General features: G+C 64.2%; 14 protein-coding genes. 12 read left to right on the forward strand and 2 right to left on the reverse strand.

Going from position 1 to position 17,520, the window contains the following annotated elements:
* Nucleotides 1-129: 129 nt before the first annotated feature.
* From AWB77_RS29835 to AWB77_RS29860, 6 genes are read left to right on the forward strand one after another with little or no spacing between them, the layout of a single operon-like run.
* Nucleotides 130-2,175, forward strand: a complete 2,046-nt coding sequence (locus AWB77_RS29835) for a hydantoinase/oxoprolinase family protein (protein ID WP_061138115.1) — start codon at nucleotides 130-132, stop codon at nucleotides 2,173-2,175.
* A gap of 4 nt (nucleotides 2,176-2,179) precedes the next feature.
* A complete protein-coding gene (locus AWB77_RS29840) occupies nucleotides 2,180-3,913 on the forward strand; it encodes a hydantoinase B/oxoprolinase family protein (protein WP_061138076.1) in 1,734 nt (577 codons plus the stop codon).
* Nucleotides 3,914-3,927: 14 nt separating this feature from the next.
* The gene (locus AWB77_RS29845) at nucleotides 3,928-5,079 is read left to right on the forward strand and encodes a CaiB/BaiF CoA transferase family protein (RefSeq protein WP_061138116.1); all 1,152 of its coding nucleotides are present in this window, start codon (nucleotides 3,928-3,930) and stop codon (nucleotides 5,077-5,079) included.
* Nucleotides 5,076-5,888 (forward strand): enoyl-CoA hydratase-related protein, encoded by an 813-nt coding sequence (locus AWB77_RS29850; protein WP_061138077.1) that lies wholly within the window; start codon nucleotides 5,076-5,078, stop codon nucleotides 5,886-5,888. The genes AWB77_RS29845 and AWB77_RS29850 overlap by 4 nt, the downstream gene beginning before the upstream one ends.
* Nucleotides 5,889-5,920: 32 nt before the next feature.
* A complete protein-coding gene (locus AWB77_RS29855) occupies nucleotides 5,921-7,282 on the forward strand; it encodes an MFS transporter (RefSeq protein WP_061138078.1) in 1,362 nt (453 codons plus the stop codon).
* Nucleotides 7,283-7,294: 12 nt separating this feature from the next.
* Nucleotides 7,295-8,230 (forward strand): hydroxymethylglutaryl-CoA lyase, encoded by a 936-nt coding sequence (locus AWB77_RS29860; protein ID WP_061138079.1) that lies wholly within the window; start codon nucleotides 7,295-7,297, stop codon nucleotides 8,228-8,230.
* Nucleotides 8,231-8,245: 15 nt separating this feature from the next.
* Here the strand turns inward: AWB77_RS29860 and AWB77_RS29865 are convergent, their stop codons facing one another.
* A complete protein-coding gene (locus AWB77_RS29865; protein ID WP_061138080.1) occupies nucleotides 8,246-8,998 on the reverse strand; it encodes an alpha/beta fold hydrolase in 753 nt (250 codons plus the stop codon).
* Between the two features lie 234 nt (nucleotides 8,999-9,232).
* Between AWB77_RS29865 and AWB77_RS29870 the strand changes: the two genes are divergently transcribed.
* On the forward strand, nucleotides 9,233-10,633 hold the full coding sequence (locus tag AWB77_RS29870; protein ID WP_061138081.1) for an MFS transporter: 1,401 nt from the start codon (nucleotides 9,233-9,235) through the stop codon (nucleotides 10,631-10,633).
* A 5-nt stretch (nucleotides 10,634-10,638) separates the two neighbouring features.
* Nucleotides 10,639-11,631: a D-2-hydroxyacid dehydrogenase family protein gene (locus AWB77_RS29875; protein WP_061138117.1), complete on the forward strand. Its 993-nt coding sequence runs from the start codon at nucleotides 10,639-10,641 to the stop codon at nucleotides 11,629-11,631.
* Between the two features lie 4 nt (nucleotides 11,632-11,635).
* Here the strand turns inward: AWB77_RS29875 and AWB77_RS29880 are convergent, their stop codons facing one another.
* Nucleotides 11,636-12,223, reverse strand: coding sequence for a MarR family winged helix-turn-helix transcriptional regulator (locus tag AWB77_RS29880; protein ID WP_061138118.1), 588 nt, complete (start codon nucleotides 12,221-12,223; stop codon nucleotides 11,636-11,638).
* Nucleotides 12,224-12,485: 262 nt separating this feature from the next.
* Here AWB77_RS29880 and AWB77_RS29885 point away from each other — a divergent pair, with 262 nt between their 5' ends.
* The 4 genes from AWB77_RS29885 (at nucleotide 12,486) to AWB77_RS29900 (ending at nucleotide 17,519) form a co-directional block, all read left to right on the forward strand.
* Complete coding sequence (locus AWB77_RS29885) at nucleotides 12,486-13,811, forward strand: MFS transporter (protein ID WP_061138082.1); 1,326 nt, start codon at nucleotides 12,486-12,488, stop codon at nucleotides 13,809-13,811.
* Nucleotides 13,812-13,996: 185 nt separating this feature from the next.
* Nucleotides 13,997-14,959, forward strand: coding sequence for a PDR/VanB family oxidoreductase (locus AWB77_RS29890; RefSeq protein WP_061138083.1), 963 nt, complete (start codon nucleotides 13,997-13,999; stop codon nucleotides 14,957-14,959).
* Between the two features lie 41 nt (nucleotides 14,960-15,000).
* Complete coding sequence (locus AWB77_RS29895; RefSeq protein WP_061138084.1) at nucleotides 15,001-16,326, forward strand: Rieske 2Fe-2S domain-containing protein; 1,326 nt, start codon at nucleotides 15,001-15,003, stop codon at nucleotides 16,324-16,326.
* Nucleotides 16,326-17,519, forward strand: a complete 1,194-nt coding sequence (locus AWB77_RS29900; RefSeq protein ID WP_061138085.1) for a Gfo/Idh/MocA family protein — start codon at nucleotides 16,326-16,328, stop codon at nucleotides 17,517-17,519. The genes AWB77_RS29895 and AWB77_RS29900 overlap by 1 nt, the downstream gene beginning before the upstream one ends.
* Nucleotide 17,520: the final 1 nt, after the last annotated feature.

Below are 17,520 nucleotides of genomic sequence, written 5' to 3' on the forward strand. Positions count from 1 at the left end.
TGCCTCTTTACACTGGTTCGGTCGATGTTCGTCACAGCCGGGCGCTCGACGGCGCGGCTCGATCATGCCGGAACACACGCGGCCTCGGCAAGCGAACCGGAAATCACGCATCCACGGGAGAGAGGCAAATTGAAAAGAATCGGACTCGATGTCGGCGGCACCTTCACCGATGTCGTGATGGTGGACGACGAAGAAGGGCGCATCTGGTCGACCAAGGTGCCGACGACGCCGAAGGACCGCGTCATCGGCACGATCGAAGGCTTTCGCCGGATTCTTGAACTGTCGGGCACGGATAGCGCCGATGTCGGGTTCATCGGACACGGTACGACGATGGCGACCAACATGGTCGTCGAAGGCACGGGCGCAAAGACTGCGCTCATCACGACACGCGGCTTTCGCGACATCCTCGAACTAAGGCGCGTGTCGCGTCACGACCGCGCCGATCTTTACGACCTGCTGTTCGACAATCCGCGTCCGCTCGTCGAGCGCCGCTGGCGGCTCGAAGTGAACGAGCGCCTGCGTCACGACGGCAGCATCGAAACGCCGCTGGATCAAGCGCAGCTCGAGGCGCTCGCCGAAGACATTCGCGCATCGGATGTCGAAGCGGTCGCCGTGTGCTTCCTGCATGCGCACGTCAATCCGCGGCACGAACGGGAAGCCGTCGATGCGCTGCGCCGCCTGCTGCCGGAGCACTTCATCTGCGCATCGCACGAAGTGAATCCCGAATCGATGGAATACGAGCGCGCCAGCTCGACCGTCATCAATGCGATGTTAGGTCCGGTCTGCGGGCGCTATATCGGCAGGCTCATCAGCGCGCTGGCGCAGCACGGCTTCGCGGGCAAGTTCCTCTTCATGCAGTCGAACGGCGGGCTCGCGAGTCCGGCGATGGTCGCCGACAAACCGATCGTGCTGCTCGAATCCGGGCCTGCGGGCGGCGTCTCGGCGGCGATCCGCAACTGCGAGAAGAGCGAGCTGAAGAACGCGATTCTCGGCGACATGGGCGGCACCACGTTCGATGTGTCGCTGATCCGCGATTCGCGTCCCGAGCTGCGCAACAAGAGCCTGCTGCACACGTACACCGTGCGCTCGCCGAGCATCGACATCGATTCGGTCGGCGCGGGCGGCGGCTCGATCGTGTGGATCGACGCGGGCGGCGGGGTGCGCATCGGACCGGAAAGCGCGGGCGCTGATCCGGGACCTGCGTGCTACGGGCGCGGCGGCACGCGTCCGACGGTCACGGACTGCAATCTCGTGCTCGGTTATATCGATCCCGACAGCTTCCTCGGCGGCGAATTCAAGCTCGATGCGCAGGCCGCATGGCGCGTCGTCGATGAAGTCATTGCGAAGCCGCTCGGCGTTTCCGTGCCCGAAGCCGCGCAAGTCGTGCGCTCGGTGGCGAACGCGCTGATGGCGCAGGCCATCCGCATCATGACGGTCGAGCGCGGCTACGATCCGCGCGAGTTCTCGTACATCTGCTACGGCGGCGCGGGGCCGGTTCACGCGGTCGATCTCGCGCACGAAATGGGCATCCGCCGGGTGGTGATTCCGCCGCTGCCGGGCCTTTTCAGCGCGTTCGGCATGACGGTCGCGGACCAGCAATACGACTACCAGCGTCCGCTCGAAAGCGATCTCGCGATGATCGACGACGCGACCCTGCACGCCGCGCTCGACGAACTCACGGCGCTCGGCATGGAAGAGCTCGAACGTCACGGCGTCGAAGCGCAGGGTGTGAAGGTCGTGCGTCTCGCCGATTGCCGCTACGCCGGCCAGCCCGATGTCATCACCGTCGAAGTGCAGGCCGAGGCGCCCGGCATCCGCGCGGCGCTCGCGCAAGCCTTCGAGGACGCGCATCTGCGGCAATGGAACTTCATCAGCAAGGACAAGCCGGTCGTGGTCGCCAACGTGCGCCTGCAACTCGTCACGACGACCGGCTGGCGCGGCTCGGTCGCGCGCGCCGATAGCGATGCGCCGCCGCAGCCGGTGCGCACGCGCGAAGTGTATTTCGATGGCCACGCGCGCACGCTGCCGGTGTTCGCGCGCACGCAGATTCCCGTCGGCGCGACCATCGAAGGGCCGGCGGTCATCGAAGAACACAGCAGTTGCGCGGTGCTGAAGGCGTCGCATGTCGCGCGCGTCGATCCCGATCTCAATCTCGTCATTGAACTGGCAGCCTGAATTCATGGACATCGTCACTTACGAAATCATCCGCAGCAGTCTCTTCGCGATCGCCCGTGAAATGAAGATCGCGATGATGCGCACCGCCGGCAGCCCGCTCATGCACGCGAGCGGCGATTCGTCGGCGGCCATTTTCGACGCCGACATGCAGCTCGTCGCGCAAGGCAACGACATCCCGACGATGCTCGGCTCGGCCGTCATCTCGACGCGCGTGTCGGTGGAAGCGGTCGGGCGCGACAACCTGCGCCCCGGCGACGTGATCGTCAGCAACGACGCGTATGTCGGCGGCGGCAATCATCAACCCGACGTGCAGTTCACGCGGCCGGTGTTCGCGGGCGGCAGGATCGTCGCGTTCGTGATGACGCGCGGGCACTGGACCGACATCGGCGGGCAGTCGCCGGGCAGCTATACCGTGACGACGTGGGACGTCTTCGCCGAAGGCATCCGCATTCCGCCGGTGTTTCTGTATCGCAACGACGAGCCGGTTCAGGACATGCTCAACCTGCTCACGCGCAACAGCCGCAACGCGCACGAATTGCTGCTCGACATTCAGGCGCAATACGCGGGCACGTTCGTCGGCGACCGGCGCATCGGCGAACTGGTGGCGAAGTACGGCGCCGATGCGCTGCGCGACGTGATGAGCCAGAGTCTCGATCACTCGGAGAAGCTGATCCGCGCGGAGATCGCGCGCATTCCGGACGGCGTGTACGAAGCGCAGGAGTATCTCGATCCGATCGAAGCGCCGGGCTGGAAGCAGGAGCGGCCGCTGCTCAAGGTGAAGATCACGAAGGCGGGCGATCACATCACCTTCGATTACACCGGCACCGGGCCGCAGGCGCGCGGCGGCATCAACTGTCCGCTGTCGGTGACGTGCAACAGCACCTGGTTCACGGTGAAGGCGCTGACCGATCCGGGCATCCCGACGAATCAAGGCTGCTATCGGCCGGTGACGATCATCGCGCCCGAGGGCAGCGTGCTCAATTGCCGCTATCCGGCTTCGGTGGTGTCGGGCAACACCGAGACTTCGCCGCGCGTGATCGATCTGCTGCTCAAGGCGCTCGCGCCCGCTGTGCCCGAGCGCATCACGGGACAAAGCAACTGCGCGTCGTGCGCGGGCATTTTCAGCGGACGCGATACCGATGCGGCGCGCATCGCCCGTACCGGTCAGGAATTCGTCACCATGCACGACGTTCACGCGGGCGGCATGGGCGCGCGCGCGGGCAAGGACGGCGTGAGCGGCGTGCGCGTCTATGTCGGCAACGCGGGCAGCCAGTCGATCGAGATGATCGAAGCGACATCGCCGCTGACGGTCGAGGAATGGTCGCTCGTCACCGACAGCGGCGGCGCGGGACGTCAGCGCGGCGGGCTGACATCGCGGCGCGTGTATCGCGTCGAATACGACGAAGCCACGTTCACCGTCTCCGGCGAGCGCGGCCGTTCCGCGCCCGAAGGCCACTTCGGCGGACAGCCCGGCACGCGCTTCCTGTGCATCGTCGAGCGCGCGGACGGCAGCAGGCACGAGGTCGCGGCGAAAGGCGGCCAGACGGTCGTGTATCGCGGCGATCGCGTGACCGTGCAGCCCGCGGGCAGCGGCGGTTATGGCAATCCGCGCGAACGTGAAGAGACACGTATCGACGCGGATATCGCCGATGGCTACGTCAGCGCCGATGCCGCCGCGCGGCTTTATGGCCGCACGCGCGAAACCATCGACGCACCGCTCGAAGTCACCGCCGAATGAGCACGGACGAAGCCATGAACCAGCCCTTGCCGCTCGCGGGCGTGTGCGTGGTCGAGATCGGCCACAGTCTCGCCGCGCCGTATGCGGGCATGATCCTCGGCTCGCTCGGCGCGGACGTCATCAAGATCGAGAGCGCGGAACACGGCGACTACGCGCGCGACTGGGGCCCGCCTTTCGTCGATGGCGCCGCCGCGCTGTTTCATGCGGTGAATCACGGCAAGCAGAGCATCGCGATGTCGCTGTCGAACCCCGACGACGCGCAGGCGTTGCGCGAGCTGATCGCGCGCCGCGCCGATGTCGTGCTGCAAAACCTGAAGGCGGGCGGCACGGAGAAATACGGTCTCGGCGGCGAAGCGATGCTGCGCATGAAGCCATCGCTCGTCTATTGCAATCTCGGCGCGTTCGGCACGGCCGGGCCGCTCTGCGACAAGCCCGGTTACGATCCGCTCGTGCAGGCGCTGTCCGGTCTGATGAGCTTCCTCGGCCAGCCGGGCGAGCCGCTGTCGCGCATTCCGGTTTCGGTCAACGACATGGGCACGGGACTGTGGGCGGCCATCGGCGTGCTCGCCGCGCTCTTTCGACGCCAGGCCACGGGTGCGGGCGAAGTCGTGTCCGTGTCGCTGTACGAGACCGCGATCAGCTGGGCCGGCATCCAGATCGCCGACTATCTCGCGTCGGGTGTGCTGCCGGGACGATGGGGGTCGGGCACGGCGGCGATCGTGCCGCATCAGGCGTTCGAATGCGCGGACGGCACGATCATGGTCGCGGCGGGCAACGACCGCCTGTTTCGACGCCTGTGCGATGTGCTCGACGTACCCGCGCTCGCCGGCGACGCGCGCTTCGTCACCAACGGCGCGCGCGTGGGCAATCGCGTCGCGCTGATCGACCTGCTGCACGTCGCGTTTCGCAAGCAGGGCATCGAGCACTGGCTCGATGCGCTCGATCGGGCCGGCATTCCGTGCGGACCGATTCAGACCATCGATCAGGTCGTCGAACACGAGCAGACCAAGGCGCTCGATCTGCTGCGCACGACCGACGACGGCGCGGCGACGGTCGTCGGCGTGCCGATTTCGTTCGGCGGCGCGCGGCCCGCGCGCACGGGCGTCACGCCGAAGCTCGGCGAACACAATCATCTGCTGGCGAAGAAAACACTGGAGACATCGTGAAACTTGCATCGCAACTGGTTGGCGCGCTCGACACGCTGACGCTCGAAGAAATCGACGATCAGATTCTCATCGTCAAGCTGAACCGCCCGGAAGTGTCGAACGCGATCAGCACGACGATGGGCGACGAGATCATCCGCGTATTCGGCGCGCTCGAAGCGAACCCCGCGCTGTATCGCTGCGTGATCCTGACGGGCGCGGGCGAGCGCGCGTTCTGCGGCGGCGCGGACCTCAAGCAGCGCGAAGGAATGACCGACGAGCAGTTCGGCGTGCAGCACTATCTGTTCGAGCGCATGAACCGCGCGCTCACATACTGCCCGCTGCCGGTCATCTGCGCGGCCAACGGCGCAGCGGTCGCGGGCGGGCTGGAACTGCTGCTCGCGTGCGACTTCGCTTATGCCGCCAGTCACGCGACATTCGGCTTCACCGAAGTGAAGCGCGGCATCATGCCGGGCGGCGGCGGCACGCAGCAACTGCCGCGCGCAATCGGCGTGCGGCGCGCGAAGGAGCTGATTCTGCGCGGCGGCAAGTTCACGGCGCAGGAAGCGCTTGCGTGGGGCGTCGTCAACCGCCTGTGCGAGCCGGGGCGCGTGCTCGCCGACGCCATCGACGCCGCGCGCGATATCTGCACGAGCGCGCCGCTTTCCGTCGCGCAGGCGAAGAAGGCGATCGACCTCGGCATGCAGGGCGATCTGCGCACCGGCCTCTATCTGGAAATCGAAGCGTACAACCGGCTGATACCGACCGAGGATCGTCTCGAAGGCATCAGCGCCTACAACGAGAAGCGCGCACCGCGATTCAAAGGCCGCTAGACCAAAACCCGGTTTCACCGGAGGAGACAGACATGACACCCGAAATCGGCAGCTTCGACAGGCCAAAGGCCGAAGCGACCTACGGCAAGATCACGCGCAGGCTCATCCCGTTTCTGTTCCTGTGCTACGTGTTTGCGTTTCTCGATCGCATCAACATCGGCATTGCGCAGCTCGACATGAAGCACGACGTAGGCTTCAGCGATCTCACGTACAGCATCGGCGCGGGCATCTTCTTTCTCGGCTACGTGCTGATGGAAGTGCCGAGCAATCTGCTGCTCGCGCGCATCGGCGTGAAGCGGACGTTCTCGCGCATCATGATTCTGTGGGGCTTGATCGCGGCGGGCACGGCGTTCGTCACGCTGCCATCGCACCTCTATACCGTGCGCTTCTTTCTCGGGCTCGCCGAAGCGGGGCTTTATCCGGGTGTGATCTTCTATCTCACGCGCTGGTATCCGGTCGAGCGGCGCGCGAAGGTGATCGCCATCTTCACCTGCGCGACGGGCATCGCGGGCCTCTTCGGCGGGCCGCTGTCGGGCGCGCTGATGACTTACTTCGACGGCTATGGCGGCCTGCACGGCTGGCAATGGATGTTCATCGTGCAAGGTCTGCCGGCGAGCGTGCTCGGCGTGGTCGCATTCTTCTTTCTCGATGACGGCCCGCAGCAGGCGAAGTGGCTCACCGAGAACGAAAAGGCCATCGTGCTCGACGACATCCGCAAGAGTTCGAGCGTGTCGACCAAGCACGCGGAACATACGTTCGGCCGCGCGCTGAAGGATTTTCGCGTCTACGTGATGGGCTTCGTGTGGTTCACGCAAATCGCGGGCGTGTTCGCCATTGGCTTCTGGTTGCCGACGCTCATCAAGAGCGCGGGCGTGTCGGGCGCGTTGCAGATCGGCTGCTATTCGGCGATCCCGTATTTCGTGAGCTGGATCGCGCTCATCGCGCTGAATCGTCATTCGGATCGCACGATGGAGCGGCGCTGGCATTGCGCGATCGCGATGGTGTGCGGCGCGGCCGGCCTCGTCGTCGCGGGGTTCACGACCGGCAATCTCGCGCTATCGCTCGCGGCGCTGTCGGTGGCGACCGCCGGCATTCTCGCGCCCAATCCGCTGATCTGGGCGATCTCTACCGATTACATCCGCGGCAGCGGCGCGGCGGGCGGCGTCGCGGTCATCAATTGCGTGGGTCTGCTCGGCGGCTTCGTGAGCCCGATGATCATCGGCTCGATCAAGACGATGACGAACAGCATGGCGGGCGGTCTGGGCGCAATCGCGCTCTTGATGGTGCTCGGCGCGATTGCCGCCGTGGTGCTCGCGCCGTCGACGTCGACGGCCGCGAGCGGGGCGGGGCATACCGATGAAAGCAGCGATGCAGTCGCGGACGCGACGATCTGAACCGGAGCAGACATGAACGAAAGAGACGTGCAGATTCGCGAAGTGGGCTTGCGCGATGGCTTGCAGATGGTGCGTACCATTCTCACGAGCGCGCAGAAGCTCGAATGGTGCGCGCGCATGGTCGATGCGGGCGTGACCGATATCGAAGTGACGTCGTTCGTGCCGCCGAAGGTCGTGCCGCAATTCGCGGACGCGGTCGAGGTCGCGACAGGCGCGCTTGCCATCGACGGCCTTCACGCGGCGGCGCTCGTGCCGAATCTGAAAGGCGCGCAACGCGCATTCGATGTGGGGCTGAACAAGGTGCATTACGTGCTGTCCGCGAGCAACGAGCACAACCTGAAGAACGTGCGGCGCAGCACGGCGGAATCGGTCGAGGACTTCGAGCGCATCGCGGCAGCGCGCGACGAACTCAACCGCGAGGTGATGCTCGGCGCGGGCGTGGCGACCGCGTTCGGCTGCACGATCGCGGGCAAGGTCGATGAACGCACGGTGCTCGGGCTCGTCGAAACGCTCATCGATGCGGGCGCGCAGGAGATCACCATCGCCGATACCGTCGGCTATGCAAATCCCGCGCAAGTGCGCGCGCTCATGCGGCAGGTAATGGCGCTCGCGGGACCGGTGCCCATCGCGTGCCACTTTCACGATACGCGCGGCCTGGGCCTCGCCAATGTGATGGCCGCGCTCGACGCGGGCGTGCGCGCGTTCGATGGATCGCTCGGCGGGCTCGGCGGCTGTCCGTTCGCGCCGAATGCAACGGGCAACATCAATACCGAAGACACGGTGTTCATGCTCGAAGCGCAGGGCTTGCGTACGGGCATCGACATAAACAGGCTGCTGGCAATCCGCGAGACAATCGCTGCGTGGCTGCCGGGCGAGCCGCTCACGGGCGCAATCGCGCGCGCCGGCTTGCCCGCGACCTTCGTCGATCGCGAGGCTGTCGTCGCGTAAAGGCTGCGCGCGGCTTCAGGACGCCGCCGCGAGCCGTTCGAGCAGATCGGCGAGCAGGCCGGGTGCGAGCACCATCGCGTCATGGCCTGTGTCGATGCTTTCCCATCCCCAATCCGGGCATTCCGATTTGACATGCTCGCGCACCGGCGCGAGCGTGTCGTACGAAGGATTCGCGCAGTGCACGTAAGTGCAGGGCAACCCGTTGCCGAGCGGCGACTGGAGTTGAAGCGGCGTGGTGTAGGTCGCTAGCGGATGCGGCGTGAGCCGCCGTTGAACCCATTCGGCAAGCGGATGATCGTCCGGAATGCCGGTGCCTTTCAGACCATTGACGGGCATTGCGATGGCCTGGCCGCTCGCCCCGACCGATGCCATGCGCTCATCGACGACGCTCGCGGGCAGCACATCGAACGCGGACTGGCCGCTTTGTGCGAGCAGGCTGTCGAGGAAGACGATCGTGCGCAGCGTGGGCGCGATGCGATCCGCGACGCCCGACGCGACAAGCCCGCCATAACTGTGGCCGACCAGCACGACCTCGTTCAACTCTTCCGCATCGATCACGTTGACGATATCGTCGATGTTCACATCGAGCGACGTCACCGATGCAATCAGATGTTGGCGTTCGCCGAGCCCGGTCATGGTCGGTGCAACGACGCGATGACCGCGCGCGATCAGTTCATCCGCGACGAATCGCCAGACCCAGCCGCCATGCCATGCGCCGTGAATCAGGACGAAGTTGAACCGCGTGCCGTTCCGTGGACTGCTCTTCAAGTCGGTCTCCTGATCGATGCGCGCACCTTGGCGAATGGAAGAATCGTCGCAGAGATGACGCGGCCATGCAACCGGTTACGACATGCGACCAGGAGCGTGAATTACTGGTTATCACCGATATAACCCGCGCATCTCACCTGATCTGATCTTTTCACTATCCGCGACTATCGATGTTTCTTAGACTGGCTTCATTGCTCGAATCGTGGCCTGTGCCGTCAATCATGGAGAGCGCGAGTGAACCCGTCCGCTGTGGAATCCGATGTCGAATCCGATCCGGCGTCAGCCGGTTCGTCGCAAGTTTCTTCGGCCGCACTCGCGCATGAGCGAGCGCTTTACTGGCGCGTCACGCTGCGCATCGTGCCCTTGCTTTTCGTGTGCTATGTGGTCGCGTTTCTGGATCGCATCAATGTCGGCTATGCAAAATTGCAGATGCAAGACGCGCTCGGTTTCAGCGACAGCGTCTACGGCCTCGGCGCGGGCATCTTCTTTCTCTCATACTGTCTGCTCGAAGTGCCGAGCGCGATGCTTCTGCGGCGAATGGGCGCGAAGCGGACCATCGCGCGCATCATGATCTGCTGGGGCATCGTCGGGGCGTGCTCCGCGTTCGTTTCGAACGTCACGCAGTTCTATATCGTGCGGCTGCTGCTGGGCGTGTTCGAAGCGGGCTTCTTTCCGGGCGTGATCTTCTATCTGAGTTCGTGGTTTCCGGAGAGAAGGCGCGGTGTCATCATCGCGTGCTTCATGGTCGGGTTTCCGGTCGCGGGTATCGTCGGCGGGCCGGTCTCGGGATGGGCGATGACGAGTCTCGCGCACGTCGCCAATCTCGCCGGGTGGCAATGGCTTTATATCGTCGAGGCGCTGCCGGCGGTCGTGCTCGGTCTCGTCACGCTGCTTCTGCTGGACGACAATATCGATAAAGCCAGATGGCTCACCGAAGCGGAGAAAGGCGTGCTTCGCCAGGGCTTCGAACGCGAGACGCAACGAAAGCGCCGCGCCGGGCAGCACGGTCATGCGAAGCTCGCCGAGGCGCTCGCGGATCCGAAAGTCTATATGCTCGCGTTCATCGACTTCGCCTTCGTGTGCGGCACGTATTCGGTGACGTTCTGGCTTCCGACCGTCCTGAAGGACTCGGGCATTACGAATCTTTCGCTGCTCGGATGGCTTTCCGTCATACCGTATGGAATGGGCGCGATCGGCATGGTCACGATAAGCCGAAGCTCCGACCGCATGCTCGAACGGCGGTGGCATGCGGCAATTGCGGGATTCGTTGGCGCTGCTGCGTTGCTGCTCGTATCGCATCCGACCAACTCGCCGGCGTTGACCGTTGCTTTGCTGACGGTGGCCTGCGTGGGCATCTTCGCGACCAACGTGCTCATCTGGTCGCTCGCGGCGGACTATCTGAACGGATCGCCGGCAGCGGCGACGAGCATCGCGTTCGTGAACTGCATCGGCTTGCTGAGCGGCTTTTGCAGCCCGTTCGTCATCGGCTGGCTGAAGACCGCGACAGGCACGCTCGTCAGCGGCCTCTATGTGATGACGGCAATCCTCGTTGCGGGCATTTTCACGATGCTGCTCGGCTTCAGACGTCATACCGAAACGCAGGCGCGCGCCGCACTGACGGCAGGAACAGAGTGAACCTCATGCATAACATCGCCATTCTCGACGACTATCAAAACACCGCGCTTCGCTTCGGCGACTGGAGCAGCTTGCGCGAACACGCCGACATCACCGTTTTTACTGACCATGTTCTCGACGAAAACGCGCTCGTCGAACGTCTGCAACCCTACGACATTCTGTGCGTGATGCGCGAACGCACATGGTTCACGCGCAGCGTGCTTGCGCGTCTGCCGAGGTTGAAGCTGCTGGCGAGCACCGGCCCGTGGAATGCAGCCATCGATATCGAAGCCGCCGATGAACTCGGCATCACCGTATGCGGAACCGCGTCGTCGCCGACGGCCGCGGCCGAGCTTGCATGGGCGCTCATTCTCGCAGCGACGCGGCACATCCCGAGCGAAGTTGCGTCGTTCAGACGAGGCGGCTGGCAGGTGTCGGTGGGCGGCGACCTGCATGGCAAGACCATCGGGCTGATAGGACTCGGCTACACCGGCGGCGCGACCGCGCGGGTCGCCCAGGCGTTCGGGATGCGCACGATCGCATGGAGCCAGAACATGACGCGCGAGTCCGCGGCCAAGTTCGGCGCGGTGCATGTGTCGAAGGAAGAACTGCTCGCATCGAGCGATATCGTTTCGGTTCACGTGCGGCTATCGGAGCGCACGCGCGATCTCATCGGCGAAAAAGAACTGGCGACGATGCAGCCGCATGCGCTGCTCGTGAACACGGCACGCGGACCGATCGTCAACGAACGCGCGCTCATCGATGCGTTGAAGGCGAAGCGCATCGCGGGCGCCGCGCTCGATGTCTTCGACGAGGAGCCGTTGCCCGCGGATCATCCGTTCCGGTCGATGGATAACGTGATTGCGACATCGCATATCGGTTACGTGACCGGCGATTCTTATCGCATTTACTATGGCGAGTCGGTCGACAACATTCGGGCGTGGATCGCGGGCACGCCGATTCGTGTGCTGACGTCCGAGAAACGCGAGATCAGCTACATCAGCCAGGTCGCGTCATAGCGCCTCACGCGTCCTCCAGACTCTCTCCACGTTCGGCGATCAGCTTGCCCAATTCGCGCGTCGATAAGACGCGTCGCATGGGATTGGTCGAACCCGACTCATCATCCGCAAGATTCTCGATGATCGTGAGCAGCACCTTGCGCGCGGTCTTGATCTCGCGATCGGTCAATCCCGTCACGCTGATCTCGTTGACCTCTTCGGCAAGCGGAACCAGTTGGTCTTTCAACGCGCGACCTTCGGCGGTGAGAAAGACGTGCGTGTTCTTCTTGTTGTCCGGACGCTGCTGACGCTCGACAAGTCCGAGCTTTTCCATCGCGGTGACGGCGGCGAAGGTCGTCGGCGCCATGACGCCCGCCTGTTCGCTCAATTCGCGCTGCGTGAGGCCGTCGTTTTCCCACAGAATCCGCAAGAAAGTCCAGTGTCCGAACGACACCGAATGCTCGGCGAGCCGCATCTGCAATGCGCGCACCATCGAGCGCGTGGCGTCCTTGACGAGGTGCGCGAGGCGGTCGTTGGGCACCGATTCGTGCCAGTGGCGCAGCATCTCCGCAGTCTCGCGTGGCGCGCCCTCCACAGTTTTCTTTCGTGTCATGGCGATTCTTTTCCGGATGCAGTTGATCTTCCCGACATCATAGCCGCGCGGCCGTCGCGCCTGCATTCGTTACGAGACGCGCTGATCTCGGTGCAAACCCGAACTTGTTCGCGCGCGCCGGCCTCCTTACCATAATGATTAGATATCGAATAAAAACCAAGTGTTTCCGGAACGGGCGATGCAATCGCCTGCGACGGAGCATCGTCCTCATGAGCATGGGAATCGGAGACGCCTTGTGGCCAAATCCACAGTCACGCAATTCATGTCGGAATCGGACGCGGCGGCAGCGCGCGTCGAGGCCACGTATCACAAGGTCACCTGGCGGCTGATGTCGTTCATCTTCGTCTGCTGGGTGCTCAACTATCTGGATCGCGTGAACGTCAGCTTCGCGCAACTGCATCTGAAGCAGGATCTCGGTTTGTCCGACGCCGCTTACGGTCTGGGCGTGAGTCTGTTCTTCATCGGCTACATCCTGCTCGAAGTGCCGAGCACGCTATGGCTCAAGAAGATCGGCGCGCGCCTCACGATCTCCCGCATCATGATTCTTTGGGGCGGCATCTCGACCGCAATGGCGTTCATGACCACGCCGGCGCAGTTCTATATCGCGCGCATTCTGCTCGGGGCCGCAGAGGCCGGCTTCTGGCCTGGCATCATCCTGTATCTGACGTACTGGTATCCGGGTGCGCGGCGCGCGCGGATCACATCGCGCTTTCTGCTGGCGATTGCCGCGGCGGGCATCATCGGCGGGCCGCTGTCGGGCTGGATCCTGCATAACTTCGTCGACGTGCTCGGCTACAAGAACTGGCAGTGGCTGTTCTTTCTCGAAGGGCTGCCCGCGCTCGTGATGGGCGTCGTCGCGTTCTTCTATCTCGTCGATCGTCCGCAGGACGCGCGCTGGCTCGACGACGAGCAGAAGAAGATCATTCTCGATGCGCTCGCCGCCGACCGCGCCGAGAAGAAGCCCGGCAAGCATACGCGCCACCAGTTGCTGGCCGCGCTGAAGGATCCGCGCGTGTATATCCTCGCGGCGGGCTGGGGCACGGTGCCCTTGTGCGGCACGATCCTCAACTACTGGACGCCGACCATCATCCGGCAGGCGGGCGTGTCGGACGTGCTCAATGTCGGCTTGCTGTCGGCGCTGCCGTACATCATCGGCGCGCTCGGCATGTTCGCCGTCGCGCGCAGTTCCGACGTGACGCTGGAGCGCCGCTGGCATTTCTTCCTGTGCACGGCGGTTGGCGCGCTGGGCGGCTTTCTGCTGCCGGTGCTGTCGGGGAATACGACGGCGGCCATCATCTGCCTGGGCATGATCTCCATCTCGTACTTCGGCGCGGCCGCGATCATCTGGTCGATTCCACCGGCTTATCTGTCCGATGACGCCGCTGCCGCAGGCATCGGCGCGATCAGTAGCCTGGGGCAGGTCGGCGCGTTCTGCGGCCCCATTGCGCTCGGCTGGATCAAGACGGTGACGGGCAGTCTCGCCATCGGGCTATCTGCGATCGCGGCAATCGTCGTGCTCGGCGGACTCGCCGTGCTGATCGGCGTGCCGGCGAACACGCTGCGCGAGCACGCGGAAAAGCACTCGTAAGCAACGATTCTCGCAGCAGCAGCGGCGCCTTCGTCATGGAGGCGCCGTTTTTTCTTGTAACGGCGTAACGCATTTCAGGGAAAACCCGCTTGCCGTCAAATGATTAGATATCTAATATAAACGTCATGGTGATCGACGCCGCGAAGGCTCGATAGAGTGAAGCGACAAGCAGGGGAGCCGGTGCAATGAACGACGAACTGTCATTCAGGACGCTCGTGGTGACGAAGAAGGATCAGGCGGCGGAAGGCATCTTCCGTTTCGAGTTGCGCGATGACACGGGCCGCGATCTGCCGCCGTTCACGGCGGGCGCGCATCTGACAGTGCGTGTGCCGAACGGGGCGAATCGCAATTATTCGCTGTGCAACGATCCGGCCGAGACGGACCGCTATGTGATCGCCGTGAAGCGCGACGCGGCGGGGCGCGGCGGCTCGATCAGCATGGCGGACGATGTCGCGGAAGGCGTTCGGATCGACGTTTCGGAGCCGCGCAACGAGTTCGTGCTCAACGAGCGCGCGCGCAGCTTCGTATTCGTCGCGGGCGGCATCGGCATCACGCCGATTCTTTCGATGATGCGTTATCTGAAAGCCACCGGCGGTCCGCGTTTCAAGCTCTATTACGTCTCGCGCGGCCCGGAGACCACGGCGTTCATCGACGAACTGTCGGGCCCGGAATGGAAGCCGCATGTGGTGATTCATCACGATCACGGCGACCTCTCGCAAGCGTTCGATTTCTGGCCCGTCTTCGAGAAGCCCGCGAGCGGCGCGCATGTCTATTGCTGCGGCCCGCGCGCGTTGATGGACGGCGTGCGCGACATGACCGGCCACTGGCCGACCGGCAGCGTGCATTTCGAGAGCTTCGGCGTGGATCAGTCGCGCGCCGCCGACAACACGCCTTTCAGCGTAAAGCTCGAACGCTCGGGCCGCTCATTCGAGATTCCGAAGGACCGCTCGATCCTCGAGATTCTTCGCGACAACGGCATCCGCGCGCCGAGCTCGTGCGAGAGCGGCACGTGCGGATCGTGCCGCACGACGCTGTGCGCGGGCGAGGCGGATCATCGCGACATGGTGCTCGGCGACGACGAGAAGCGCGATCAGATCATGATCTGCGTATCGCGTGCGAAGAGCGAAGAACTCGTGCTGGATCTCTGAAGCACATTCCCCACTGCATACGTTGGTCAGGAGAAGCGTAAATGCTCACGCATGAAGAAAACGAGTTGCTGTGCCGCGTCGAAGGCGACGCGCCGATGGGTCAGTTGATGCGCCGTCACTGGACGCCGGTATGTCTCATCGAGGAAGTCAGCGAGCCGGACGGAGCGCCCGTGAAGGCGCGTCTCTTCGGTGAAGATCTGGTGGTCTTTCGCGATACCGACGGCAACGTCGGCGTGATGGACGAATACTGTCCGCATCGCCGGGTGTCGCTCGTTTATGGGCGCAATGAAGACTGCGGCTTGCGCTGTCTCTATCACGGCTGGAAGATGGACGTGAAGGGCAATGTCATCGAGATGGTCTCGGAGCCTTCGTGCAGCGACATGACGAAGAAGGTCAAGCACAAGGCTTATGAAACGAAGGAGTGGGGCGGCTTCGTCTGGGCGTACATGGGCCCGCAGGACGCCATTCCCGAGTTCGTGCCGCCGGCCTGGGCGCCGACCGAGGACACGCGCGTGAGCATCGCCAAGGCGATCCTGCCGTGCAACTGGGCGCAGATTCTCGAAGGCGCGATCGATTCGGCGCACAGCTCGAGCCTGCACTCGTCGGACTTCGTGCCGGCACGCGTGGGCGGCGCGGAAGCGACTTCGAAGAACTGGCTGCGTCCATCGACGGACAAGGCGCCTCGCCTTCAGGTGCATCGCACGGAATACGGTTTCCGCTACGCCGCGCTGCGCCGCCCGATACAGAACGCGGCCACGCACGACTATGTGCGCTCGACCGTGTTCGTCGCGCCGGCGACCGCGCTGATCCCGCCGAACAATCTCTACAACGTGGCGAACATCAACGTGCCCTGCGACGATCACAGCACGGCGTTCTACTTCATGGCGTGGGGCCATCCGGACAAGACGCCGGAAACCGAGACGTGGCGCAAGTTCCTCGGGCAGCAGGTCGGCATCGATCTCGACGAGTATTACCGGCCGCTGCGCAATCACGACAACCGTTTCTGGCAGGATCGCGAAGCGATGAAGGCGGGCAACTTCACCGGCATCAAGGGCTTCCCGAACCAGGACATCGCCATGTGGGTGACGATGGGCGCGATCGCGGATCGCACCGAAGAGCGTCTCGGCGCGAGCGATGTCGCCGTGGTCGAATTCCGCCGCCGCATGCTCGATGCGCTCGCGGCGTTCAAGTCGGGCGAGGCGGCCATCGGTACCGGCGAAAAGGCCATTCCGCGCAGCGTCTGCTCCTTCCAGGCGATGGTGCCGAAGGACACCGACTGGAAGCAGTACGCGGCACATCCGGTCTGGGTGGAGACGGCTTCGCAGGCTGCTCCGGAGCTCGAATCGAACTATCAGGTTCAGGTTTGATGGCGATGATCCGACTCGGGATCGTAGGCCTTGGCCGCGCTTTCTCGCTGATGCTGCCGACCTTCCTCGCCGATGCGCGCGTGCAGCTCGCCGGGGCGTGCGATCCGCGCGAGACGGCGCGCGCGCAGTTCGAAGCGGACTTCGACGCGCCCGCCTTCGACGACATCGAAGCGCTCGCGCGCCGCGCCGACATCGATGCGCTCTACATCGCGAGTCCGCATCAGTTTCATGCGGCGCATACGCGGATCGCGGCTTCGCACGGCAAGCATGTGCTCGTCGAAAAGCCGATGGCGCTCTCGCTCGACGAATGCGACGACATGATCGCCGCATGCCGCGAGGCGAACGTGCATCTCATCGTCGGCCATTGTCATAGCTTCGATACGCCGTATCTGCGCACTCGCGAGCTGATCGCATCGGGCGCATTCGGCGGCGTGAAGATGATCCAGGCGCTCAACTACACCGATTATCTCTACCGGCCGCGTCGTCCCGAGGAACTGAAGACGGAAGCGGGCGGCGGCGCGGTCTTCAGTCAGGCCGCGCATCAGGTGGATATCGTGCGGATGCTCGCCGGAAGCCGCGCGACGCGCATTCGTGCGGCGGTCGGCAACTGGGACCCGGCGCGTCCGACGGAAGGCGCGTACACCGCGACGCTCTGGTTCGAGAACGGCGCATTTGCGACGCTCGCCTACAACGGCTATGGACACTTCGATTCCGACGAGTGGACCGGCTGGATCGGCGAAATGGGTCAGACGCGCAGCGCCGACGAGTACGGCGCCGCGCGGCGCAAGCTCGCAAAAGTGGCATCGCGCGAAGAAGAGGCGCGTCTCAAGGCGGCGGGCACTTACGGCGGCAACGCCTATACGCCCGCCGCGCAAGCTGCCGATGTGCGCAGACATCAGCACTTCGGGCCGCTGATCGTGTCGTGCGAGCGCGGCGATCTGCGTCCGATGCCCGATGGCATCGTGGTGTACGGCGACGAACGGCGGGAGCGCATCGAACTCGATGCGCCCGAGGTGCCGCGCGCGGAAGTCATCGACGAACTCATGGCCGCCATGCACGGCGACGCCGCTCCGCTGCACGACGGTGTCTGGGCGCGTGGCACGCTCGAAATCTGCCTTGCGATGCTGCGTTCGGGCGCTGAACAGCGCGACGTGCTCATCGGCGGCGAAACGTCAATCAAAAAGGAATATTGAA

This window comes from Caballeronia fortuita (genome assembly GCF_001544835.2).
GTDB lineage: Bacteria > Pseudomonadota > Gammaproteobacteria > Burkholderiales > Burkholderiaceae > Caballeronia > Caballeronia fortuita.

What these genes read in the sequence shown, in the direction of transcription:
- AWB77_RS29840 (WP_061138076.1), top strand. Translation starts at nt 2,180, where the DNA reads ATGGACATCGTCACTTACGAAATCATCCGCAGCAGTCTCTTCGCGATC.
- AWB77_RS29845 (WP_061138116.1), top strand. Translation starts at nt 3,928, where the DNA reads ATGAACCAGCCCTTGCCGCTCGCGGGCGTGTGCGTGGTCGAGATCGGC.
- AWB77_RS29855 (WP_061138078.1), top strand. Translation starts at nt 5,921, where the DNA reads ATGACACCCGAAATCGGCAGCTTCGACAGGCCAAAGGCCGAAGCGACC.
- AWB77_RS29860 (WP_061138079.1), top strand. Translation starts at nt 7,295, where the DNA reads ATGAACGAAAGAGACGTGCAGATTCGCGAAGTGGGCTTGCGCGATGGC.
- AWB77_RS29875 (WP_061138117.1), top strand. Translation starts at nt 10,639, where the DNA reads ATGCATAACATCGCCATTCTCGACGACTATCAAAACACCGCGCTTCGC.
- AWB77_RS29880 (WP_061138118.1), bottom strand. Translation starts at nt 12,223, where the DNA reads ATGACACGAAAGAAAACTGTGGAGGGCGCGCCACGCGAGACTGCGGAG.
- AWB77_RS29885 (WP_061138082.1), top strand. Translation starts at nt 12,486, where the DNA reads ATGTCGGAATCGGACGCGGCGGCAGCGCGCGTCGAGGCCACGTATCAC.
- AWB77_RS29890 (WP_061138083.1), top strand. Translation starts at nt 13,997, where the DNA reads ATGAACGACGAACTGTCATTCAGGACGCTCGTGGTGACGAAGAAGGAT.
- AWB77_RS29895 (WP_061138084.1), top strand. Translation starts at nt 15,001, where the DNA reads ATGCTCACGCATGAAGAAAACGAGTTGCTGTGCCGCGTCGAAGGCGAC.
- AWB77_RS29900 (WP_061138085.1), top strand. Translation starts at nt 16,326, where the DNA reads ATGGCGATGATCCGACTCGGGATCGTAGGCCTTGGCCGCGCTTTCTCG.